The 21,239-nt window shown below is 70.6% G+C and carries 25 protein-coding genes; 13 read left to right on the top strand and 12 right to left on the bottom strand.

Annotated elements, in window-relative coordinates:
- Positions 1–240 precede the first annotated feature (240 nt).
- Complete coding sequence (locus tag ABZ939_RS08115) at positions 241–501, bottom strand: UBP-type zinc finger domain-containing protein (protein WP_361850568.1); 261 nt, start codon at positions 499–501, stop codon at positions 241–243.
- Between the two features lie 47 nt (positions 502–548).
- Between ABZ939_RS08115 and ABZ939_RS08110 the strand changes: the two genes are divergently transcribed.
- Positions 549–2,144, top strand: coding sequence for a Na+/H+ antiporter (locus ABZ939_RS08110; RefSeq protein ID WP_361850566.1), 1,596 nt, complete (start codon positions 549–551; stop codon positions 2,142–2,144).
- A 61-nt stretch (positions 2,145–2,205) separates the two neighbouring features.
- Here ABZ939_RS08110 and ABZ939_RS08105 read toward each other — a convergent pair whose 3' ends face one another.
- Positions 2,206–3,105 (bottom strand): pyridoxal-phosphate dependent enzyme, encoded by a 900-nt coding sequence (locus ABZ939_RS08105; protein ID WP_361850564.1) that lies wholly within the window; start codon positions 3,103–3,105, stop codon positions 2,206–2,208.
- Between the two features lie 11 nt (positions 3,106–3,116).
- Positions 3,117–3,707, bottom strand: a complete 591-nt coding sequence (locus tag ABZ939_RS08100; RefSeq protein ID WP_361850562.1) for a peptidoglycan recognition family protein — start codon at positions 3,705–3,707, stop codon at positions 3,117–3,119.
- A 264-nt stretch (positions 3,708–3,971) separates the two neighbouring features.
- On the opposite strand from ABZ939_RS08100, the gene ABZ939_RS08095 reads away from it, so the two are divergent.
- Positions 3,972–5,387: a family 2B encapsulin nanocompartment shell protein gene (locus ABZ939_RS08095; RefSeq protein WP_361850560.1), complete on the top strand. Its 1,416-nt coding sequence runs from the start codon at positions 3,972–3,974 to the stop codon at positions 5,385–5,387.
- 111 nt (positions 5,388–5,498) lie between these two features.
- Here ABZ939_RS08095 and ABZ939_RS08090 read toward each other — a convergent pair whose 3' ends face one another.
- On the bottom strand, positions 5,499–6,074 hold the full coding sequence (locus tag ABZ939_RS08090) for a TetR family transcriptional regulator (protein WP_361850558.1): 576 nt from the start codon (positions 6,072–6,074) through the stop codon (positions 5,499–5,501).
- A gap of 126 nt (positions 6,075–6,200) precedes the next feature.
- Here ABZ939_RS08090 and ABZ939_RS08085 point away from each other — a divergent pair, with 126 nt between their 5' ends.
- From ABZ939_RS08085 to ABZ939_RS08075, 3 genes are read left to right on the top strand one after another with little or no spacing between them, the layout of a single operon-like run.
- Positions 6,201–6,788, top strand: coding sequence for a dihydrofolate reductase family protein (locus ABZ939_RS08085; protein WP_361850556.1), 588 nt, complete (start codon positions 6,201–6,203; stop codon positions 6,786–6,788).
- A 27-nt stretch (positions 6,789–6,815) separates the two neighbouring features.
- Positions 6,816–7,121, top strand: a complete 306-nt coding sequence (locus tag ABZ939_RS08080) for a hypothetical protein (RefSeq protein ID WP_361850554.1) — start codon at positions 6,816–6,818, stop codon at positions 7,119–7,121.
- A gap of 42 nt (positions 7,122–7,163) precedes the next feature.
- Complete coding sequence (locus ABZ939_RS08075) at positions 7,164–7,583, top strand: DUF6304 family protein (protein WP_361850552.1); 420 nt, start codon at positions 7,164–7,166, stop codon at positions 7,581–7,583.
- Positions 7,584–7,598: 15 nt separating this feature from the next.
- Here ABZ939_RS08075 and ABZ939_RS08070 read toward each other — a convergent pair whose 3' ends face one another.
- Together ABZ939_RS08070 and snpA are read right to left on the bottom strand one after the other, a co-directional pair.
- On the bottom strand, positions 7,599–8,075 hold the full coding sequence (locus tag ABZ939_RS08070) for a group II truncated hemoglobin (protein ID WP_361850550.1): 477 nt from the start codon (positions 8,073–8,075) through the stop codon (positions 7,599–7,601).
- A gap of 126 nt (positions 8,076–8,201) precedes the next feature.
- On the bottom strand, positions 8,202–8,858 hold the full coding sequence (gene snpA / locus ABZ939_RS08065) for a snapalysin (RefSeq protein WP_361850548.1): 657 nt from the start codon (positions 8,856–8,858) through the stop codon (positions 8,202–8,204).
- A gap of 189 nt (positions 8,859–9,047) precedes the next feature.
- On the opposite strand from snpA, the gene ABZ939_RS08060 reads away from it, so the two are divergent.
- The 3 genes from ABZ939_RS08060 to ABZ939_RS08050 are packed head-to-tail and all read left to right on the top strand — an operon-like array spanning position 9,048 to position 10,689.
- Positions 9,048–10,004: a LysR family transcriptional regulator gene (locus ABZ939_RS08060; RefSeq protein WP_361850546.1), complete on the top strand. Its 957-nt coding sequence runs from the start codon at positions 9,048–9,050 to the stop codon at positions 10,002–10,004.
- Complete coding sequence (locus ABZ939_RS08055; protein WP_361850544.1) at positions 10,001–10,222, top strand: hypothetical protein; 222 nt, start codon at positions 10,001–10,003, stop codon at positions 10,220–10,222. The genes ABZ939_RS08060 and ABZ939_RS08055 overlap by 4 nt, the downstream gene beginning before the upstream one ends.
- Entirely contained in the window at positions 10,219–10,689 is a 471-nt protein-coding gene (locus ABZ939_RS08050) for a GNAT family N-acetyltransferase (protein ID WP_361850542.1), read from the top strand. Before ABZ939_RS08055 ends, ABZ939_RS08050 begins: the two co-directional genes overlap by 4 nt.
- A 66-nt stretch (positions 10,690–10,755) precedes the next feature.
- Here ABZ939_RS08050 and sodN read toward each other — a convergent pair whose 3' ends face one another.
- Positions 10,756–11,151 carry a superoxide dismutase, Ni gene (gene sodN, locus ABZ939_RS08045; protein WP_361850540.1) on the bottom strand — a complete coding sequence of 132 codons (396 nt, stop codon included), beginning with the start codon at positions 11,149–11,151 and terminating at the stop codon, positions 10,756–10,758.
- A gap of 159 nt (positions 11,152–11,310) precedes the next feature.
- On the opposite strand from sodN, the gene sodX reads away from it, so the two are divergent.
- The gene (gene sodX, locus ABZ939_RS08040) at positions 11,311–11,754 is read left to right on the top strand and encodes a nickel-type superoxide dismutase maturation protease (RefSeq protein ID WP_361850538.1); all 444 of its coding nucleotides are present in this window, start codon (positions 11,311–11,313) and stop codon (positions 11,752–11,754) included.
- On the opposite strand, the gene ABZ939_RS08035 is transcribed toward sodX, so the two are convergent.
- The gene (locus ABZ939_RS08035) at positions 11,649–12,287 is read right to left on the bottom strand and encodes a CGNR zinc finger domain-containing protein (protein WP_361850536.1); all 639 of its coding nucleotides are present in this window, start codon (positions 12,285–12,287) and stop codon (positions 11,649–11,651) included. The genes sodX and ABZ939_RS08035 overlap by 106 nt on opposite strands.
- A 94-nt stretch (positions 12,288–12,381) precedes the next feature.
- Between ABZ939_RS08035 and ABZ939_RS08030 the strand changes: the two genes are divergently transcribed.
- Positions 12,382–13,146 carry a class I SAM-dependent methyltransferase gene (locus ABZ939_RS08030; protein WP_361850534.1) on the top strand — a complete coding sequence of 255 codons (765 nt, stop codon included), beginning with the start codon at positions 12,382–12,384 and terminating at the stop codon, positions 13,144–13,146.
- Positions 13,147–13,214: 68 nt separating this feature from the next.
- On the opposite strand, the gene ABZ939_RS08025 is transcribed toward ABZ939_RS08030, so the two are convergent.
- The 3 genes from ABZ939_RS08025 to ABZ939_RS08015 are packed head-to-tail and all read right to left on the bottom strand — an operon-like array spanning position 13,215 to position 15,915.
- Positions 13,215–13,976 carry an amino acid ABC transporter ATP-binding protein gene (locus tag ABZ939_RS08025; protein WP_361850532.1) on the bottom strand — a complete coding sequence of 254 codons (762 nt, stop codon included), beginning with the start codon at positions 13,974–13,976 and terminating at the stop codon, positions 13,215–13,217.
- Positions 13,973–14,914, bottom strand: coding sequence for an amino acid ABC transporter permease (locus ABZ939_RS08020; protein WP_361850530.1), 942 nt, complete (start codon positions 14,912–14,914; stop codon positions 13,973–13,975). The genes ABZ939_RS08025 and ABZ939_RS08020 overlap by 4 nt, the downstream gene beginning before the upstream one ends.
- A gap of 29 nt (positions 14,915–14,943) precedes the next feature.
- A complete protein-coding gene (locus tag ABZ939_RS08015) occupies positions 14,944–15,915 on the bottom strand; it encodes an ABC transporter substrate-binding protein (RefSeq protein ID WP_361850528.1) in 972 nt (323 codons plus the stop codon).
- A 535-nt stretch (positions 15,916–16,450) separates the two neighbouring features.
- Between ABZ939_RS08015 and ABZ939_RS08010 the strand changes: the two genes are divergently transcribed.
- The 3 genes from ABZ939_RS08010 to ABZ939_RS08000 all read left to right on the top strand — a co-directional run bounded on the left by ABZ939_RS08010 (position 16,451) and on the right by ABZ939_RS08000 (position 20,197).
- Positions 16,451–17,659 (top strand): NADP-dependent malic enzyme, encoded by a 1,209-nt coding sequence (locus ABZ939_RS08010; protein WP_361850526.1) that lies wholly within the window; start codon positions 16,451–16,453, stop codon positions 17,657–17,659.
- Between the two features lie 130 nt (positions 17,660–17,789).
- Positions 17,790–18,755 carry a zinc-binding dehydrogenase gene (locus tag ABZ939_RS08005; RefSeq protein ID WP_361850524.1) on the top strand — a complete coding sequence of 322 codons (966 nt, stop codon included), beginning with the start codon at positions 17,790–17,792 and terminating at the stop codon, positions 18,753–18,755.
- A 65-nt stretch (positions 18,756–18,820) separates the two neighbouring features.
- Entirely contained in the window at positions 18,821–20,197 is a 1,377-nt protein-coding gene (locus ABZ939_RS08000) for a cellulase family glycosylhydrolase (RefSeq protein WP_361850522.1), read from the top strand.
- Positions 20,198–20,273: 76 nt separating this feature from the next.
- Here ABZ939_RS08000 and ABZ939_RS07995 read toward each other — a convergent pair whose 3' ends face one another.
- On the bottom strand, positions 20,274–21,239 hold the full coding sequence (locus ABZ939_RS07995; RefSeq protein ID WP_361850520.1) for a helix-turn-helix transcriptional regulator: 966 nt from the start codon (positions 21,237–21,239) through the stop codon (positions 20,274–20,276).

The following is a 21,239-nucleotide window of genomic DNA, read 5'->3' as shown; positions in this document are numbered from 1 at the left end:
ACAAGCTCATTCGGGGCCCGGGGGGAGAAAGCCCCCCGAACCGGGCGGTACGCAGTCGGTTGCGCAATCCGCCGTGACGCTATCGCGATCCATGCTGCCGTGTCGCCGTGGGCCCCTGGCAGGATCCCGCCCCCGTCTGTCACTCATGGTAAGGCCATGAGTACGGACAGTGGCTAGGGGTTTGCGGGGCCCAATTGCACAGCGACCGGCAGCCGATTGCCGGGGTGTCGTACCCAGCCCTCAGACGATCGAACCGTCCACGAAGCACCAGCGCCAGCGTTCGTTCGGCTCGAAGGTCCGCATCACGGGGTGTCCGGTGGTCGAGAAGTGTCCGGTGGCGTGCCGCCCCGACGAGGAGTCGCAGCATCCCACGTGCCCACAGCTGAGGCAGAGCCGCAGCTGGACGGGGTGGGTGCCGTCGGCCAGGCATTCGGGACAGGTGTCGGTCAGCGGCGCCGGTTCGGGGCGCGGCATTTCGGCAACGTGCGGACACTCGCTCATGATGGCCAGGTTACGTGGTCGAACACGATGGGGACGGGGACCGAGGAATGGACGCACTGCAGCTGGTGGGGCTCGTCGCGGCGAGCGCCGCGGTGGCCGGCGCGGCCCGCAGGACACCGGTGCCGGCGCCGCTGCTCCTGGTGGCGGTCGGGCTCGCCGCCTCCTACATCCCGGGCGTCCCCGACTACACGCTCGACCCGCACATCGTGCTGCCGCTGATCCTTCCCCCGCTCCTCTACACGGCGGCGGTGGAGTCCTCGTACCTCGATCTGCGCGCCAACATCCGGCCCGTCGCCCTGCTCTCCGTCGGATACGTCCTCTTCGCGACCGTGGCGGTCGGCTGGCTCGCCTATGTGCTCGTCCCCGACCTTCCGCTGACCGCCGCGCTCGTCCTCGGCGCGGTGGTCGCGCCGCCGGACGCCGTCGCGGCGACGGCCATCGCCCGCAGGCTCGGACTGCCGAACCGGATCACCACCATCCTCCAGGGCGAGTCCCTGGTGAACGACGCCACCGCCATCACCGCGTTCAAGGTGGCGCTCGCCGCGGCGGTCGGGGAGGGCATCAGCTGGGCGGGCGGCCTCGGCGAGTTCGCGCTCGCGGCGATCGGCGGGATCGGCGTCGGACTTGTTCTGATGGTCCCCATCCACTGGGTGCGCCTCCGGCTCCGCGAGGCCCTGCTGCAGAACACCCTCTCGCTGTTGATCCCCTTCGTCGCCTACGCCGCGGCGGAGGAGGTCGGCGCCTCCGGAGTCCTCGCGGTGGTCGTCGTCGGCCTCTTCCTCGGACACCGCAACTGGCAGGTGGACTTCGCGACCCGCCTCCAGGAGGAGGCCGTGTGGAAGATGGTCGCCTTCATCCTGGAGTCCGCCGTCTTCGCCCTGATCGGGCTGCAGCTGCCGTACGTCGTCCAGGGCCTCGGGCGGTACGGGATCGGCGAGGCGATCGGGTACGCCGTGGGCGTGTTCGTGGCCGTGGTCGTGGTCCGCTTCATCTGGGTGTACCCGGCGACCTTCCTGCCCCGCTGGATGTCCGAGCGCATCAGGGAGCGCGAACCGGGGGTGGACTGGAGGGCGCCGCTGGTCGTCGGCTGGGCCGGGATGCGCGGCGTGGTCTCCCTCGCCATCGCCTTCTCGATCCCGGTGATGACGGCCGGGGTGGAGTTCCCCGCACGCAACCTCGTCCTCTTCCTCACCTTCACCACCGTGATCGGGACGCTGGTCGTCCAGGGCCTCACGCTGCCGCCGCTCATCAGGTTCCTGAAGCTGCCGGGCCGCGACACGTACAAGGAGACCCTGGCCGAGGCCCAGGCCCAGAGCGAGGCGTCCCGTGCGGCGGAGGAGCGTCTCGACGCCCTGCTCGCCGACGAGCGCAACGCCCTGCCCCAGCCGCTGGCCGACCGGCTCCGCACAGTCCTGGAACGCCGCCGCAACGCGGTGTGGGAACGCCTCGGCGCGGTCAACGAGGTCACCGGCGAGACGGCGGACGACACCTACCGCCGGCTCGCGCGGGAGATGATCGAAGCCGAGCGCGAGGTCTTCGTGCAGCTCCGGGACGCGCGCCGCATCGACGACGAGATGATGCGCACCCTGCTGCGCCGGCTGGACCTGGAGGAGGCGGCGGCGTACCGCGAGGAGACGGCCTGAGGCCGGGAGCGGCGGCCTGAGGCCAGGAAGTGTGGCCTGAGGTGAGGAGGGTGGCCTCAGGTCAGGAGGGGGCTCCCGTCATCACGGCCGCGACCGTCGTGCCCGGGGCGAACGCGCCCTCCTCGGCCAGGACGACAAGTCCGTAGAGCATTTTGGCGACATACAGTCGCTCAATGGCGAGTCCATGCCGCGCCTCGAAGTCCTGGGCGAACGCGTCGAGGGCGGGGGTCGTACGGCCGTAACCGCCGCCGTGGAAGCGCTCGTCGAGGCTCCACTCGCCGCGGGGGCCACCGAAGGCGGCGCGCTGCAGGGCGCGTATCTCCTCGCCCAGGAAGCCGCCCTTGAGGACCGGGACACCGAGCGCCCGTTGTCCGGCGTCCAGACCGGCGGCCAGGCCCGCGAGCGTGCCTCCGGTGCCGCAGGCGACGGCAACCACGTCGGCGGCTCCGCGCAGCTCGCGCCCGAGCTCCACGCAGCCCTCGACGGCGAGGGCGTTGCTGCCGCCCTCGGGGACCACGTACGTCCCCGAAGGGGACCGGGCGAGCAGTCCGGCCAGGACGGCCGGGTCCGTCTTCGCCCGGTACGTGGACCGGTCCACGAACTCCAGCCGCATCCCGTCCGCCGCGCACCGCGCCAGCGAGGGGTTGAGCGGCCGACCGGCCAGCTCGTCCCCGCGTACGACTCCGATCGTGTCGAAGCCGAGCAACCGGCCGGCGGCCGCCGTCGCGCGCAGGTGGTTGGAGTACGCCCCGCCGAACGTCAGAACCGGCCGGCCGCCGGCCTCCCGCAGATTGAGTGCCAGCTTGCGCCACTTGTTGCCCGGCAGATCGGGGTGGATCAGATCGTCGCGCTTGAGCAGCAGCCGCAGGCCGTGGCGGGTGAAGCGCTCGTCCTCGACCGGCTCCACGGGGGACGGGAGCCGGGGCCGCAGCCGGGACAGTGCGAGGTCGAACGCGTTCACCCGGCCATTGTCTACCGAAGGCGTTCCGCGATCCGCTCCCGCATCGAGGCCATCGTGAAGCCGCGCGGATCGACCTTGCCCGGCTGCCACTCCAGGTGGCCGATCACCGAGCGCTGGCTCCAGCCGTGCACCCGGCACAGCGCCGCGGCCGCCTTCTCGATCGCCTCCAGCTGGACCTTCGGCCACGGGTCCTTCCCGTCCCCGAGGTTCTCGCACTCGAAGCCGTAGAAGTGGCGGTTGCCGTCCGTCGTGGCCTCGTTGTCGGGCGGGAGGTGCTGCTCGGCGATGACCGCGCGCAGGACCTCGTCGTCGCCGGCCCCGGCGTGGTTGGCGCGGCCGTAGCCGACCAGGTGGACCCTGCCGTCCTTGGTGATCACGCCGTGACAGAGCGGCCCGGGCAGGGAGGTGTGGCCGTCCCGGCAGATCCGGACGGTGTTCGTGGTGCCCCGGGTGACCGTGTGATGGATCATCACGCCGTGGACGGGGCCCCAGGGGCCCTTGTTGTTGCGGTTGTGCGTGCGCCAGTCGCCGACCTCGACGACCGTCAGACCCTCGTCGCGCAGTGCGTCGAGGAACCTGCCCGCGGACATGGGTGGGGCCATGACCGACTCCTTCGGATGAGCGGAACGGGACGGAACCGAAGTACCGGAGTACCGGAGTGCTCGGCTCCGGGCCACCCGTTCGGGCCGTGTGCGAGTCGATCCGGACAACGCACCGTGTGACGGGTGGGGCTGGCCTGTTCGAGTGGAAACCGTGTGACATGCCCAGCCGGAGGCCATCCACTCCCACTCATTTGTGTAATGGCGCGCACACTCTCCGTGCTGAAAGGCTTCCTCTCGCAGGTCAGTCTTACGAGAGGGAGTTCCATGTCCGTTGGTTCGGTTGGCGACGAGATCCGCGCGGATCAGGCAAGCCCGCAGCAGAGTCTCGGTACCGCCGCCGCGCGGAACCTGGCGACCACCACCAAGTCGGCCCCGCAGATGCAGGAGATCACCTCCCGGTGGCTGCTGCGGATGCTGCCGTGGGTGCAGGTCCAGGGTGGCACGTACCGGGTGAACCGGAGGCTCAGCTACTCCGTGGGTGACGGACGCGTCACCTTCGTGCAGACCGGAGAGCGCGTCACGGTGATCCCCGCCGAGCTCGGCGAACTCCCGGCGCTGCGTGGCTACGAGGACGAGGAGGCCCTGACCGAGCTCGCGGCGCGGTGCCGCCAGCGCGAGTACGCACCGGGCGAGGTGATCGCCACCGCCGGCGAGCCCACCGACCGCGTCCACCTCCTCGCGCACGGAAAGGTCGAGCAGATCGGCGAGGGCCCGTACGGGGACGAGGCGATCCTCGGAGTCCTCGCCGACGGCGCGTACTTCGGCGACAGCGCGCTGACGCACCCGGACCTCACGTGGGAGTGGACCGCCCGCGCGGCCACCACCTGCACGGTCCTCGAGCTCACCCGCGACGACGTGCGGAACCTCGCCGAGCGGGCCACCTCGCTCGCCGCCCACCTCGCGGGCGTGGCCGCGCTGCCCCACCAGCGCACCAACAAGTACGGGGAGGCGGCGATCGACCTCTCCGCCGGCCACGTCGGCGAGGCGGTCGTCCCGCACACGTACGTGGACTACGACGCCTCCCCGCGTGAGTACGAACTGTCCGTCGCGCAGACCGTGCTGAAGGTCCACAGCCGCGTCGCCGACCTCTACAACCAGCCGATGAACCAGACCGAGCAGCAGTTGCGGCTCACGGTCGAGGCGCTGCGCGAGCGCCAGGAGCACGAGCTCATCAACAACCGCGAGTTCGGTCTGCTCTCCAACTGCGACTACGGGCAGCGGCTCCAGCCCCATGACGGCGTGCCCAGCCCGGACGACATGGACGAGCTCCTCTCGCGCCGCCGGGGCTCCAAGATGTTCCTCGCCCACCCGCGCGCCATCGCCGCGTTCGGGCGCGAGTGCAACCGGCGCGGCCTCGTCCCCGAGTCCATCGAGATCAACGGCAACCGCATCCCGACCTGGCGCGGAGTGCCGATCTACCCGTGCAACAAGATCCCGGTCTCGGACGCCAGGACCACGTCGATCATCTGTATGCGTACGGGTGAGTCCGACCAGGGTGTGATCGGCCTGCACCAGACGGGCATCCCGGACGAGATCGAGCCGAGCCTGTCCGTCCGCTTCATGGGCATCGACGAGCAGGCGATCATCTCCTACCTCGTCACGGCCTACTACTCGGCGGCGGTGCTCGTGCCCGACGCGCTGGGAGTCCTGGAGAACGTGGAGGTCAGCCGCTGGCGCTGAGCGCCGGACGCGCCGATCTGGTGATCCGGTGATCCGGGGCGGGGGGCCGCGCCGACCGGTCCCCCGCCCCGGCCGCACCCGCGACTCACGCCCTCCGGCACGGACCGCGACTCAGGCCTCCGGCACGATCCGGCTGACCACGGTCTCGATGAGATCGTCCAGCTCTCGCTCGTCGTGCAGGCCGGGGACCGTGAAGTGGTCGAACAGCAGCCCGGTGAGGGCGAAGTAGAGCAGCCGGACCGTGTCCGCGTCCCCCGGCATCCCGGACTCGACGTGCAGGCGGATGTTGTCGTCGAGATCGGCGCGCAGCACCTTGGTGAGCTGGGTGCGCAACTCCGGGCGGCGCGTGGCCTCCAGGCGGAGCTCGAACAGGCCCAGATAGCAGGTGCGCTCGGCCGCCATCCGCCGGGCCAGCCAGCGCATCAGCTCCACGACCAGCTGCCGACTGGGCTCCGGCCGCAGAGCCGTGTCCACGGACCCCGGCTCCGGGGTCAGCCGGACGAAGATCCGGTCCCCGACCTGGGAGAGCAGCTGGTCCCGGTCGGTGAAGTAGTTGGACGAGGTGCCCGTGGGGACGCCGGCCCGGGCATCGACCGCCCGGAAGGTCAGCCCGCGGGCACCTTCGTCCGCGAGCACCTCGATCGCCGCGTCGAGGAGGGCCGTACGCCGTTCGGGATTTCGCGCCATCCGGGGTTCCTTCCGTTCTCTTCGAACTTTCTTCGAAAATAGGGCTTGCGCAACCACTACAGATGAAGCACTATAACCGTCGTGGTTGCGACCGCAGCCCACACCCCAGAGACAAAGAGGACCGGTTTGCGCAAGCTCACCTACTTCATCGCCTGCACCATCGACGGCTTCATCGGTGACCCGAAGGGCGATGCCTCGTCCACGTACGCCTACGTGGCCGGGGAGTTCCTGGAGTACTTGAAGGCCGAGTACCCCGAGACCGTCGCCGCCCACGTGTGGCCCGTGCTCGGCATCGAGCCGGGCACCGAGAACCGCCGCTTCGACACCGTGATCCAGGGCCTGAACTCGTACCGGATCGGCCTGGACGTGGGCATCGCCAGCCCCTACGCCCACCTGCGGGAATTCGTCGCGACACGCTCGCTCACCGAGTCGCCCGACGCCAACGTCGAGCTGATCGCCGACGACCTCGTCGGCCGCGTCCGCGAGCTGAAGGCCGAGGACGGCCCGCTCGACATCTGGCTCTGCGGCGGCTCCACGATCGCCGGTGAACTCATCGACGAGATCGACGAGCTGATCATCAAGACCTACCCGCAGGTCTACGGCTCCGGCATGCCGATGTTCGGCGCCGGCTTCGAGCCCCGCGACTTCGAACTGGGTGCGGTGCGCACCTTCGACAACGGCGTGCTCGTTCGTACGTACACCAGGAAGCGGTGACCATCGGGCCGCCCTACCCTTGAGGGTATGGGCAGTGAAACGCCGCGTACGGTACGGGACCCGCAGGCCACGCCCACATGCCCGGCCTGCGGACGGCCCCTGGAGATCGTCGCGAAGCGGCACAAGGTCCTCGGGGCCTGGGTGCCGGAATGGGAAGTGCAGCCGTGCCGCAACCCGCGGTGCGAGCGGTACGTCCACCCCGAGCGCATCGACCGGGACGGCGACGAACCGGAAGGGGCCCCGGACGCCGCTCCCGAGGGTGGTGCGGAAGCCACTACCCCGCACGTGACCGGCAAGAACGGCGAGACCGGGAGAAGTCCGGCCCCTGGGTGACCGGACGCGCGAAGGAGCCGGTCAGACCGCTACAGTCCGCGCATGTCATCGGAGTCGTCAGAAGTCTGGACCGGCTGGTACCGGGACCGCAGCGGCGCGGAAGCGATCGTGATCACGGCGGGCGGAACCCAGGTGTCCACCCGCATCAGGGGAATCGAGTACACGGGCGCGAGCTTCGCCGCCCTGCGCGCGACGGACGAGGGCGGCGCGGCCCTCACCGGGTGCGTCCTGGAGTGGGACCTGCCGCTCCCCGTCGTCATGGACGGAGCCACGCAGCAGGCCACCCTCAGCTGTCTGCTGACGCTCGGTGAGCGGGTGGACCTGAGTCTGACGCTGCACTACGGCGGCGCCGCCTTCGAATCGGGCATCGCCGGAGGCGACTTCGACGAGGCGCTCGAGCGGGTGAGGCGTCAGCTGCCGACCGGGGCCGCGTTCGGCCGCCGGCTGCTGCAGGCCGCCTGACGCGGCGCACGGCGGTCAGGCGAGGCCTTTCCAACCCCAGCGCGGGGTGGGGCCGGGGTCGCCGAGGTCGGTCCCCGGCGCCGAGGCCGAGACGTCCTTGGCGATCCGGGTTCCCCAGTCGAAGTACTCCACGACCCGGCGGCGTAGCAGCTCGTCGTCCGGCAGCTCCTTCTCTACCGCCGCGGTCATCAGCTCCATCCAGCGCGACCGCTGCTCCTCGGTGATGGCGAGCCCGAGGTGGGCGCGGAGCAGCGCCTGGTGGCCGCCCAGTTCCGCCGTGAAGTCGGCGGGTCCGGAGAACACCTCCGCCAGCCACACGGCGACATGCTCGACATGGGTGGGGGTGAAGTCGGCGAAGACGGGCGCCAGGAGCGGGTCGGCCAGGACCGCCTCGTAGAAGGTGTCGGAGAGGCGGCGCAGCGCGTCGGCACCGCCGACGGCCTCGTACAGGGCGCCCTCGTGCTTGGCGTGTTCGGTTTGCTCGGCGGTCATGGGACGCCTCCGGGATCCGGGATGTGTCCTCCCAGCATTCACACAACACGGCCCGGATCCAAGGATGTTCGCCCACGGCGGGGCGAACGGCGGGGTGGCCGTCCGCCCCTCCGGTGGGGGGTGGGCTCAGAAGGTCTTCACGGCCGAGGCGAGGCCGTTGCGCCACAGCTGGTCGACGCGCGACCGCTCCTGGGCGTTGGGCTGGGCGTTCTGGCACGAGGTACCCGGGCCGCCGCCGGACATCAGCTCGCTGCACGGGCCCGAGTAGTGGTCGGGGAGGCCGAGGACGTGCCCGGTCTCGTGGGCGGTGACGCGGGTGGAGTTGTACTGCTGGTTCTGCCGGTAGTCGAGGAAGATGTAGCCGTTGCCGTGGCCGTCGGTGCTGGCGTACGAGCCGCGCGAGTCATTGCCCTCGTAGTAGCGGAAGTCCGGGTTGCTGCCCTCCACCAGCCGTACGTTGACCACCGAGCTGTTCCATATCTGCGTGCTCCGGGCGATCTGGGTGCGGAAGCTCGGGGCGTTGGCGGCGCTGTAGACGACGGTGACGGCGGCAGCGCCGGGGTTGGCGGCCCGCTTCTTCGCCACGGACTTCATCACGGCCTCGTGGAACGCCTTGGTCGCCTTCGCGTCCTCGGCGGACCCGGCGTAGGCCGCGTACCCGGAGGGCGCCGCGACGTCGGCGGCGGGGGCGGCCGAGGCGGCGGGCGCGGCGCCGAGCGCGGCGGCGAGGCCGAGACCGAGGGTGGCGGCGAGCGAGGCGGTGAGGACCTTGGGGTGTCTCATGGGGGGTGGCTCCTCCTGGTCGGTTGGAGAGAGTGTCGGGGGAGCCGGGGCCCGTGCGGATGATGGCAGCAGGTGATAGCGCGAAGGCATCACCACCCGCCACGCGTGGCTGAACTGCCTTCGAATCCAAGGGAATTGGTGAGACGAGGGTGTCTGGTGCGACTGGGGGTGCCGTCCTACTCTCGGGGCATGGAGCTGGAGGTGAGGCATCTGCGCGCGCTCTGCGCCATCGCGGAGACGGGCAGTCTGCACAAGGCGGCACGCCAACTGGGCATGAGCCAGCCCTCGTTGACGACCCAGCTGCAGCGCATCGAAAACGCCCTGGGCGCGGAGCTGTTCGCGCGCGGACGCACCGGCTGCCGGCCCACACCGCTCGGCCGCTCGGTGCTCAGCAGGGCCCGGCCCCTCGTCGACCAGATGGCCACGCTGATCAGCGAGACCAGGGCGGCGGCGGCCCGCGCCGACGGGCCGCGGCTGCGGGTCGGTTCGACCGCGAGCAGGGCCCTGCCGGGCTGGCTGCGCCGACTGCGCCAGGGGCTCCCCGGCACGGACATCGCGCTCCACATGGACGTCTCCGCCAACGCCCTGCTGCGGTCGGTCGCGGCGGGCCAGCTGGACGTGGCCTTCGTCCACGAGGTCGAGGGATGCCCGCTGCGCGTCCCCGACGGGCTCCAGGCACGGGTCCTGGTCGAGCGGGAGCCGCAGTTCGTCTCGATGGCCCGGGACCATCCGGCCGCCAGGCGGCCCGTGGTGGAGCTGACCGACCTCGCCGAGGACCGGTGGATGGTCGACCCGACGGTGGACGGCGAGTGGGACGGGCTGCGGCGCGTCCTGAGCGAGGCCGGCATCGACCCGCCGCTGCTGCACGGCGACTACCACACGGCGGCGGGGCTGATCGCCCTCGGCGAGGCCGTGGCACCCTGCCAGCCGACATCGTTGCCGCGCGAGGACATGGCGATCCGCCCGCTGCGGGACGACCCCCTGGCCGTACGTCTGCTCCTGTACGCGCGCGAGGGCGCGCTGCTCGACCCGCTGTACGCCGACCTGTCGGCGGCCTACCGGGAGGCGGCGCTGCGGGCGGCGCCGTACCGGCAGTGGCTCCGCCGGAACGGGATGTCGGTGGTGCCGGGCATGATGACGGCATGACGGATCGTGTGGACGAGGCGGCGTTGACGGCGCCGGCGGAGGGTCATCACGCCCGGACCGCCCGGGCGTGGGGGACGCGGAGGCCCTGCGGCCGGGAGGCCCCGGTCCTCGCGCACGAGCGGGAGGCGTTCGTACGAGGGGTCCTGGACGGCACGGGAACGGCCGCGGAGCGCGTCGGCGCGTGGGCGGCGGACATCATCGAGGGCGAGCTCCGTTGAGCGCCGCACGCGTGCGCCACGCGCTTCCGGAGGATCTCGACCGGGTGGCGGAACTGGCCGCCGAGCACGCCGCGTACGAGAAGGCCGCACCCCCCGCCCCGGGCCTCGCGGACCGCCTCGGCCGCCTCCTCTTCGGCCCCGAACCGCCCCGGCTGCGCTGCCTGGTGGCCGAGCTCCCCGACGGCCGCCTCGTCGGCTACGCCACGTGCGCCCCGGAGATGTCCACCTGGGACGGAGCCGAGTACCTCCACATGGACTGCCTCTACCTCTCCGCGACGGAACGCGGCCTGGGCCTCGGCCCCCTGTTCATCGAGGCCCTGCGCGCGGAGGCCCGCACCCTCGGCCTCACCGAGATCCAGTGGCAGACCCCGACCTGGAACGAGGGAGCGATCCGCTTCTACGACCGCCTGGGCGCCACCTCGAAGCAGAAGCTCCGCTACACCCTCCCGGTGGAGCCCACCCGATGACGCCGAAGGGGCCCGACCGGGATCGCCGGTCGGGCCCCTTCGGGCGGTGCTTGCGCGCGAGGAAGGTCAGGCCTTCTTCGTCTCCCAGAAGATCCGGTCGACCTCGGCGATGAGCTCCAGCGCCTTCTCGCCCGTCTTCGGGTCCGTCGACGCCTTGGCGGCCGACAGGGCCTTCAGGGTGTCGTTGATGAGCGTGTGCAGCTCGGGGTACTTCTCGAAGTGCGGGGGCTTGAAGTAGTCGCTCCACAGCACCGAGATGTGGTGCTTGGCGAGCTCCGCGCGCTGCTCCTTGATGACCGTGGCACGCGCGCGGAAGTGCGCGTCCTCGTTGGCCTGGTACTTCTCCTGGACGGCCTTGACCGACTCGGCCTCGATCCGGGCCTGGGCCGGGTCGTAGACACCGCAGGGGAGGTCGCAGTGGGCGCTGACCTTCACCTTGGGGGCAAACAGGCGGGAGAGCATTGAGCTGTCCTTCCTCGTGATCGTCTTCTCAGGTGGGAGATTACTCCCCGAGAAGGCTGTTTTCGCGAGCGCCCCCAGGGGCTTAGGACAAAAGTCCAGGGTCACCATGGGACTCGTGTACGAGTGGACGACGTTGACGATCGGACCGGGAGGTGCCGGATGACGGGCGCGGGGCGGGAGTCGGAGCGGGGGCCCGAGGCCCTGTTCGGGATCGCCGAGGTGACAGGGGTGTCCATGGTGCCCACGCTCCTCCACGGCGATCGGCTGCTCGTGCACTACGGCGGACGGCTCCGGCCCGGCAGCGTGGCCGTGCTGCGGCATCCGCTCCAGCAGGACCTGCTCATCGTCAAGCGTCTGATCGAGCGACAGGGCTCCGGCTGGTGGGTGCTGGGGGACAACCCGGACGCCGAGGGCGACAGCCGGGTCTTCGGCGCCGTGCCGGCCGAGCTGGTGCTGGGGCGCGTACGGGCGAGGTACCGGCCGGTCACGCCCGGGCGTCAGCGGTCGGCCGGTGTGGTGCTCTCCTGGCTCTTCTCGTCCGTCAGGCCGGTCCGGTCCGTCTCCTCGGTCCGTTCGGCCTCCAGGCGCTTGCGGGCCCGGTAGGCGGCCACGTTGGCGCGGGTCGCGCAGCGGTCCGAGCAGTAGCGGCGGGAACGGTTGGTCGAGGTGTCGAGGTAGGCGTTGCGGCAGGGGGACGCCTGGCACAGGCCGAGGCGGTCGGCGCCGAACTCCGTGAGGTGGAAGGCGAGGCCCATCGCCGCGATCGCCGCGTACCCCGCGGTCGCGTTCGAGGGGTGGTCGGCGAGATGCATGTGCCAGCGCGGGCGGCCCTCGTCGTCCAGGTAGTCGTGGCCCGAGATCTGCGGGGAGACCGGGAACTCGAGCAGCAGCGAGTTCAGCAGGTCCACCGCCTGCGTGTGGTCGCCCTCGTCCGCCGCGGTGAAGACCGCCCGCAGCCTGCCGCGTACCGAGCGGAAGCGCGTCACGTCGGCGTCCGTCGCACGCCGGGCCATCTGGGAGGCCGCGCCGAAGAGCTCGCGGACCGCCTCGACGGAAGTGAGGGAGTCCTTGTTGCGAGCCGGCTCCTCGGTGTTGACCAGACGCACGGCGTAATCCGAGTAATAGGCCAGTTCCACTTGTAGTCCTTACTCCGGCGGTCTAGGGTCGGTGACGGGAGGGGGTAACAGCTGTTTCCCCTTCGAGGGTATTACGAAGAGGTGAGGAGCGGAGATGACGGACGCGGCGACGACCGGAACCGACTGGGCGGCCTGGCAGGAGAGCTGGGACCGTCAGCAGGAGTGGTACATGCCGGACCGCGAGGAGCGGTTCCGCGTGATGCTCGACATGGTCGAGGCCGTGGTGGGGCCGGAGCCCCGCGTCCTGGACCTGGCGTGCGGTACAGGGAGTATTACGGATCGACTGCTCAAGCGGTTCCCGGGGGCGACCAGCGTCGGGGTCGACCTCGACCCGGCCCTGCTGGCCATCGCCGAGGGGTACTTCGCCGGCGAGGAGCGCGCCACCTTCGTGACCGCCGACCTCAAGGACCCGTCGTGGGTCGGCCGGCTTCCGTACGACTCGTACGACGCCGTGCTCACGGCCACCGCGCTGCACTGGCTCCACACCGAGCCCCTCACCGCGCTGTACGGGCAGCTGGCCGGCCTCGTCCGCGACGGCGGCGTCTTCATGAACGCCGACCACATGATCGACGAGACCACTCCGCGGATCAACGCCGCCGAGCGGGCCCACCGGCACGCCGCCATGGACCGGGCGAAGGCCGGCGGCGCCCTCGACTGGGCCGAGTGGTGGGCGGTGGCCGCCAAGGACCCCGTCCTCGCCGAACCCACCGCCCGCCGCTTCGAGATCTACGGCGAGCACGCCGACGGCGACGCGCCGTCCTCCCGCCGCCACGCCGAGATCCTCCGCGCGGCAGGCTTCGCGGAGGCCCGGCCGGTCTGGGCCTCGCCGTCGGACACGCTGGTGCTCGCGGTGAAGTAGGCCGCCGCGAACATGCGGGAAGGGGCGGTACGGGATTCCCGTACCGCCCCTTCGCGTCGTACCGCCTGCTACAGCACCTTGGACAGGAACGCCTTCGTCCGGTCGTGCTGCGGGTTGCCCAGGACGTCACGCGGGTGGCCGGACTCGACCACGACACCGCCGTCCATGAAGACGAGGTTGTCGCCCACCTCGCGGGCGAAGCCCATCTCGTGGGTGACGACGACCATCGTCATGCCCGACTCGGCGAGGTCGCGCATGACGTCCAGGACGTCGCCGACCAGCTCCGGGTCGAGGGCCGAGGTCGGCTCGTCGAAGAGCATCAGCTTCGGCTCCATGGCCAGCGCGCGGGCGATGGCCACGCGCTGCTGCTGGCCGCCGGAGAGCTGCGTGGGGTAGTTCCCGGCCTTGTCGGCCAGGCCGACCCGGTCCAGGAGCCGCTCGGCGCGCTCGCGGGCGACGGCCTTGGACTCGCCCTTCACCTGGATCGGCGCCTCCATGACATTGGCCAGGGCCGTCATGTGCGGGAACAGGTTGAAGCGCTGGAAGACCATGCCGATGTCCCGGCGCTGGGCCGCGACCTCGCTGTCCTTCAGCTCGTAGAGCTTGTCGCCCTTCTGGCGGTAGCCGACCAGCTCGCCGTCGACGTAGAGCCGACCGGAGTTGATCTTCTCCAGGTGGTTGATGCACCGCAGGAAGGTGGACTTGCCGGAACCGGACGGGCCGATCAGGCAGAACACCTCGCCGTTGTTCACCTCGAGGTCGATGCCCTTGAGGATGTGCGCGGGGCCGTAGGACTTGTGGACGCCCTCGGCCTTCACCATGAGAGTCACTTGGCCACCGCCTCACGGTTGGAGAATCGGGCGAGGTTCGCCTTGACCTTCTGCCACGGCGTGGGCGGCAGCGCGCGCAGCGAGCCGCGGGCGTAGTGCCGCTCCAGGTAGAACTGGCCGACGCTGAACACCGAGGTCAGGATCAGGTACCAGATCGAGGCGAGGAAGAACATCTCCATCACCGCGAACGAGACCGAGGCGATGTCCTGCGCCGCGCGGAGCAGATCCGGGTACTGCACGGCCACGACCAGGGACGAGGTCTTGAGCATGTTGATGAACTCGTTCCCGGTCGGCGGGATGATCACCCGCATCGACTGGGGGAGCACCACGCGCCGCATCGTCTTGGCCTGGCTCATGCCGAGCGCGTGCGAGGCCTCCGTCTGGCCCTCGTCGACCGACTGGATGCCGGCCCGGACGATCTCCGCCATGTACGCGCCCTCGTTCAGGCCCAGACCCAGCAGGGCGGCCAGGAACGGCGTCATGACGTCGGTCATCTCGTCCTTGTAGAACCCGATGTTGAACACCGGGAAGATCAGGGCGAGGTTGAACCAGATCAGCAGCTGCACATAGACCGGGGTGCCGCGGAAGATCCAGATGTAGAGCCAGGCGACCGAGCTGGTCACCGGGTTCTTCGACAGGCGCATCACGGCGAACAGCACGCCCAGCACCAGGCCCAGCGCCATCGAGGCGACGCTGATCAGGATCGTGTTGCCCAGACCGGACAGGATGCTGGGGTCGAACAGCTTCTCCGGCACCGTCGCCCAGCGCACGTTGCCTTGGGAGAAGGCGTACACGACGAGCGCCAGCAGGGCCACCACCACGACACCGGCGACCCAGCGCCCGTAGTGGCGGACCGGAATGGCCTTGATGGCCTCCGGCGGCACCCCGGCCGGGGCGGGCGACGCCCCGGCGGGAACCTTGTCGAACTTGTCAGTCACAACGACTGCCCTTCAGTGGTGCGTAGGGGTCAGGAGCCGCCGTTGATCTTGGCCGCGGGGATGGCGCCGTCGGCGGCCCCCCACTTGTCCAGGGCGGCCTTGTAGGTGCCGTCCTTGATGATCGCGTCCAGCGCTTCCTTGAGCGCGTCACGCAGCTGGGTGTTCTTCTTGTCGACGGCGATGCCGAAGAGGCCGGCGTCCGTCTTGTTGGCGATGGCCTCGAAGTCGTTGCCGCCACCCGCGGTCTTCGCGATGTACGCGGCGACCGGCGAGTCGTTCAGGTCGGCGACGGCGCCGCCCGCCTTGACGCGGGTCTGGGCCTCGGCGTCGGTCGGGAAGGACTCGAAGGTGAGGGCGGGCTTGCCGTCCTTCTTGCACTTCTCGGCCTGGTCCTTGGCGGCCTGCTCGTACGTCGTGCCTCGCTGGACGGCGAGCTTCTTGCCGCACAGGTCGTCGAGGGACCGGATGTTCTCCGGGTTGCCCTTCTTCACCAGGATGCCGGTGGAGGCGGTGAAGTAGTCGACGAAGTCGACACCGGTACCGGTCTTCTGGCCCTTGTCGTCCAGACCCTCCTGGCGGGCCTTGGTGTCGGTCATCGAGGACATCACGATGTCCGTGCGACCCGTCGGAAGGGCGGTGAGCAGGGTGTCGAAGGTTCCGCTGGTGAACTCGAACTTCACACCGAGCTGCTTGGAGAGGGCCGCGGCGATGTCCGGGTCGACACCGACGATCTTCTCGCCCTCCTTGAACTCCATCGGCGCGTACGTGGCGTCCGTGCCGACCTTGATGACGCCGGCCTTCTGGACGTCGGCGGGCAGCTTGGAGAAGAGCGGGGCGTTGGAGGCAGCGCCGGTCTTGGTGCCCTCGGCGGAGCCGCCCTCGGTCTGGTCGCCGCAGGCGGTCAGCAGCATGGAGCCGGCGACCGCGATGGCGGCGACCGCGGCAAGACGGGAGGTGCGGGTCTTGGCAGCGGTCGTACAGCGCGTGGAGCGTGCGGTCATGGTCGGGTTCCTCCGGCGTATGAGGGAGTTGCCATAGGCCGCGCACGCACCTTCGGGTGTCGCGACCTCGTGTGATTACGGCATCTTGCCATTCGGACTACCCGAATCGGGCAGCCCCGCATGTCAAAATCGGGTAACGGGTGACCCCCGAATCGCGACAGGCCGGTACATCAGGGCCGGACCTTCTCCCGAGATACCTCCTCTCCACCGGAAAATCTCCGGTTGATCTCGCCATTCGGACGGCACGAAGGCCACGATCCGGTGTACGAGAGAGACTGTCCGGACATTCGATGATGCGCCCGCTCTGCGCAAGGTGCCATTGCGGCCGTATGAGTCGCATCACCGCTCCGTATTGGACTCGTCTACGGTGACGTACGTCCGGTAAGAAGGATCCTTACACCCCTCATCCGGGGCTCAGGGCGCGTTGTGCGGCGCGCCCGCGCGGTTGCCAGACAAGGCGACCGCGGGACCCGCCCACCCCTCCTCAACCAGGAGCGGCCACCCTCAAATGAAGAAGACTTAAGGGGTCAACCCAATGGCAGCGGAGATCGTCAATCCTCGCAGCGACAGCGGCACGGAAGGGGCTCAGGAGCCCTTCGATCCGGCCTTCGCGCTGCACCGCGGCGGCAAGATGGCCATTTCGGCCACGGTGCCGCTGCGCGACAAGGACGACCTGTCCCTCGCGTACACGCCCGGCGTCGCCAAGGTGTGCACCGCGATTGCCGAGCAGCCGGAACTGGTCCACGACTACACCTGGAAGTCCCAGGTCGTCGCGGTCGTGACCGACGGTACGGCGGTGCTCGGACTCGGCGACATCGGCCCGGAGGCCTCGCTTCCGGTCATGGAGGGGAAGGCCATCCTCTTCAAGCAGTTCGGCGGCGTGGACGCGGTGCCGATCGCGCTCGCCACCACCGACACCGACGAGATCGTGGAGACCGTCGTCCGGCTCGCTCCCTCCTTCGGTGGAGTGAACCTGGAGGACATCTCGGCGCCGCGGTGCTTCGAGATCGAGCGCAAGCTTCAGGAGCGGCTCGACATCCCCGTCTTCCACGACGACCAGCACGGCACCGCGATCGTCACCCTCGCCGCGCTCCGCAACGCGGCGAAGCTGACCGGCCGGACCCTGGGCGAGCTGCGCGGAGTCATCTCCGGCGCCGGTGCGGCCGGTGTGGCCATCGCGAAGTTCCTCCTCGAGGCCGGGCTCGGCGACGTCGCCGTGGCCGACCGCAAGGGCATCGTCAGCCGTGACCGCGACGACCTCACGGACGTCAAGCGCGAGATCGCCGAGCTCACCAACAAGGCGGGCCTCACCGGCTCCCTGGAGACCGCCCTGGTCGGCGCCGACGTCTTCATCGGCGTCTCCGGCGGTACGGTCCCGGAGGCCGCGGTCGCGTCCATGGCGCCGAACGCGTTCGTGTTCGCCATGGCCAACCCGAACCCGGAGGTCCACCCCGACGTCGCGCACAAGTACGCGGCCGTCGTGGCGACCGGCCGTTCGGACTACCCGAACCAGATCAACAACGTCCTCGCCTTCCCCGGCATCTTCGCCGGTGCGCTCCAGGTCCGGGCCTCCCGGATCACCGAGGGCATGAAGATCGCCGCGGCCAACGCGATCGCGGACGTGGTCGGCGACCAGCTCGCCGCCGACTGCGTGATCCCGTCGCCGTTCGACGAGCGTGTCGCCCCGGCCGTCGCGGCCGCCGTGGCCGCCGCGGCCCGCGCCGAGGGCGTGGCGCGCCGCTGACGCGGTCCGTACCGGTGAAGGGCCCCGCTCCACGAGGAGCGGGGCCCTTTTCGCGCTGTCGCGCCAGAGGACGTGTGTCACATCCGTGTGTGGTTCCGCCATCCGCGTGGGTGACCCTACGCTCGTGGTCATGTTCGCTGCCTATGCCGCCCGAATCGACCGCGACCAGCCGCTGAACGGCCTTGAGCTGGGGGAACGGCCCGAGCCCGAGGTACGGGACGGATGGACCACCGTCACCGTGAAGGCCGCCTCCCTCAACCACCACGACCTGTGGTCGCTGCGCGGGGTCGGGCTGCCCGAGGAGAAGCTCCCGATGATCCTCGGCTGCGACGCCGCCGGCATCGACGAGCACGGCAACGAGGTCGTCCTGCACTCCGTCATCGGCCAGACCGGCCACGGCGTGGGGCCCGACGAGCCGCGCTCCATCCTGACCGAGCGCTACCAGGGCACCTTCGCCGAGCGCGTCACCGTGCCCACCTGGAACGTGCTCCCCAAGCCCAAGGAGCTCTCCTTCGAGGAGGCCGCATGCCTCCCGACCGCCTGGCTCACCGCGTACCGCATGCTCTTCACCAACGCCGGGGTGCGCCCCGGTGACTCCGTCCTCGTGCAGGGCGCGGGCGGCGGTGTCGCCACCGCCGCGATCGTGCTCGGCAAGGCGGCCGGCCTGCGCGTCTTCGCCACCAGCCGGGACGAGGCCAAGCGCAAGCGCGCCGTTGAGCTCGGTGCCCTGGAGGCGTACGAGCCGGGCGCACGGCTCCCGAAGCGCGTGGACGCGGTCATCGAGACCGTCGGCGCCGCCACCTGGTCGCACTCGGTCAAGTCGCTGCGGCCGGGCGGCACCCTGGTCATCTCGGGCGCGACCAGCGGCGACCGCCCCTCGCACGCCGAGCTGACCCGGATCTTCTTCCTGGAGCTCAAGGTCGTCGGCTCGACCATGGGCTCGAAGGACGAGCTGGAGGACCTGCTCTCGTTCTGCGCGGCCACGGGCGTACGGCCGGTGATCGACGAGGTGCTTCCGCTGGACCGGGCCCGCGAGGGCTTCGAGAAGATGGCCTCGGGCGAGCTCTTCGGGAAGATCGTCCTGACAACCTCTTGATGGATCGTCAGATCTGCTGATGGGATCTCCGGCACTGCGATCACACCGTCGTGCCGGAGGTTCCCTTGTTGCGAACGACCCTTGCCGCGGGCGCCGTTGTCGCCGCGCTCCTCGCCCCGACCGGCGCCGCCCACGCCGAGAGCACGGGTGACCCGGGAGACATACCGGTCCTCACCGACGAACACGGCCGCGCTCTCACCCTGCGCGGCTGGAACGTCGAGGACAAGGCCGGCCGCGGCGACCAGGCCCTGAACGCCGTCACCGAACGGCACTTCCGCGACATGCGCGCCAAGGGCTTCAACTTCGCCCGGCTGCTCGTCTTCTGGGACGACCTGGAGCCGCAGCGGGGCCGGTACAGCGAGACCTATCTGCGGAGGATCGAGCGGGTCCTGGACTGGGCGGAGAAGTACGACGTCCACGTCCTCATCGACGCCCACCAGGACGTCTTCGGGCCGGCGTTCGGCCACCGTGGCGTGCCCGAGTGGGCGACCCGGACGGACGGGTTGCCCTTCACCCCGCACCCCGACGACTGGTTCGCCGAGTACTTCGAGCCGGCCGTGCAGCGCGCCTTCACCCATCTCTACGAGGACGAGGACCTGCGACGCGCCCAGGCCCGGATGTGGCGCGTACTCGCCGACCGCTTCGAGGACCACCCGGCCGTCCTCGGCTACGACCTGATCAACGAGCCGATGGGCGAGCTCGGCGAGGGCGAGGATCTGCCGACGGCCGCCCGGCGGATCGAACGCGAGCAGCTGACCCCGATGTACAACCGGCTCGCGGACGCGGTCCGCTCGGTGGACCGGGACACCTGGGTCTTCGTCGAACCCACGCCGATCGTCGGCGAGGGCGTGCCGACGGGCCTCGGGAGGATCGACGACCCGAAGATCGTCTACGCCCCGCACTTCTACAACACCGCCATGGAGGCGGGCGCCGACTACGATCCGGCGGCCGGCTGGATCGAGAGCTACGAGCAGGCCGTGACGCAGTACCCCAAGGAGTACAAGGTCCCGGTGGTCGTGGGGGAGTGGGGGCCGCTCAACAACGCCCTGCCGAACATGAACCGTTTCTACCGGGACGCGATGGCCTCCCTCGGCCGGTACGGCAGCGGGTGGGCCGGCTATGTGTGGTGCTACGGCGGCGGCTACTGCGCGGTGGACGGCGCCGGGACCTTCCGTACGAACAAGGAGCTGACGGCCCAGCCGTACGCGGAGGCGGTCGCGGGCGCGGTCCGCTCCTCCGCCTACGACTCCGGGAGCGGGGTCTACCGCCTGGAGTACGACTCCGGGCGGCGCGGCTCCCGGGTGACGGAGCTGTCCCTTCCCCCGGGCAACTGGCAGGTGGCGGCCAGGGGGAAGGCGGTCGTGCTCCGCAAGGACGCGGGCCGTGCGTGGGTGGTGGCCGCGCCGGGAGCCCGGGTGACGGTCACCGTCACCCGGCGCTGACGACGCACGGAGCCGTCCGTGGCGGGGTGGCAGCCCCGACACGGACGGCCCGTCATGGCCCGGCCCCCGGGCCGGATCAGCCGGCCTGCTTCCCCTTCTGGGGCTGCAGCAGCGCGGTGATGTGTGTCGCCGCCGTGGACAGCCGGCGGCGGGTCTCCGCCAGCTGCGAGGCCGTCACCCCGTGGTCGCGGGCCGCGTCGCGGATGTCGTCGCGGAAGCGGTCCAGGAGACGGTCGAGATCACGGGCGGGGTCGCCGGTCGACTCGGTGTCGGCGGCCCACTCGGAGCCGGCCCACTCCGAGCCGGCGCCCTCCGAGGCGGCCCACTCCGAGCCACCCCACTCCGAGCCGGCCTCGTCGGAGGCCGCCGGCGCGGTCGGGTCGGGAGCGGACGCCTTGGGGTGCGTCGTGCCGGTGACCAGACCACCCAGCTGGGCCGTGATGTCCGAGATGCCCTCCCAGACCCCCGACGGCCAGTCGCCGCGCGCGAAGCGGTCCTGGACCTCGTCCTGGACCTGCTTGGCGATCCGCTGGAACTCCTTGGCCTGGCGGCGTGCCGACTGCGCCTCCGCGCGGGCCTGGCGGGTCTGCTCCCGCCACTCCTGCTTGGCGCGACGCAGCTCCTCCTTGACGTCGGCGAACGAGGAGTCCTTGTGGCGGGACTCGCTCGCCGCCGCGCGCATCTCGCTGCGCAGCTTCCCCGCCGCCCCGCGCACGTCGTCGCGGATCTCCGCGGCCAGTTCGGAGACCGAATCGCGGATCTCCAGCTCCAGGTCGGCCAGTTCACCGCCGCGCCCGGCCAGCTCCGCCCGGCCCGCGTCGGTGATCGAGTACACCTTGCGGCCGCCCTCGGTGGCGTGCGTGACCAGGCCCTCGGCCTCCAGCTTGGCCAGCCGCGGATAGACCGTGCCGGCCGAGGGGGCGTAGAGGCCCTGGAAGCGCTCCTCCAGGAGCCGGATCACCTCGTACCCGTGGCGGGGCGCCTCGTCGAGGAGCTTGAGCAGATAGAGGCGCAGGCGGCCGTGGGCGAAGACGGGCGGCAT

Origin of the sequence: Streptomyces sp. NPDC046712 (genome assembly GCF_040645695.1) — a bacterium.
Lineage (GTDB): Bacteria > Actinomycetota > Actinomycetes > Streptomycetales > Streptomycetaceae > Streptomyces.
The sequence above is the reverse complement of the archived record's forward strand: the minus strand, read 5'-3'. Positions and strand labels throughout refer to the sequence as shown.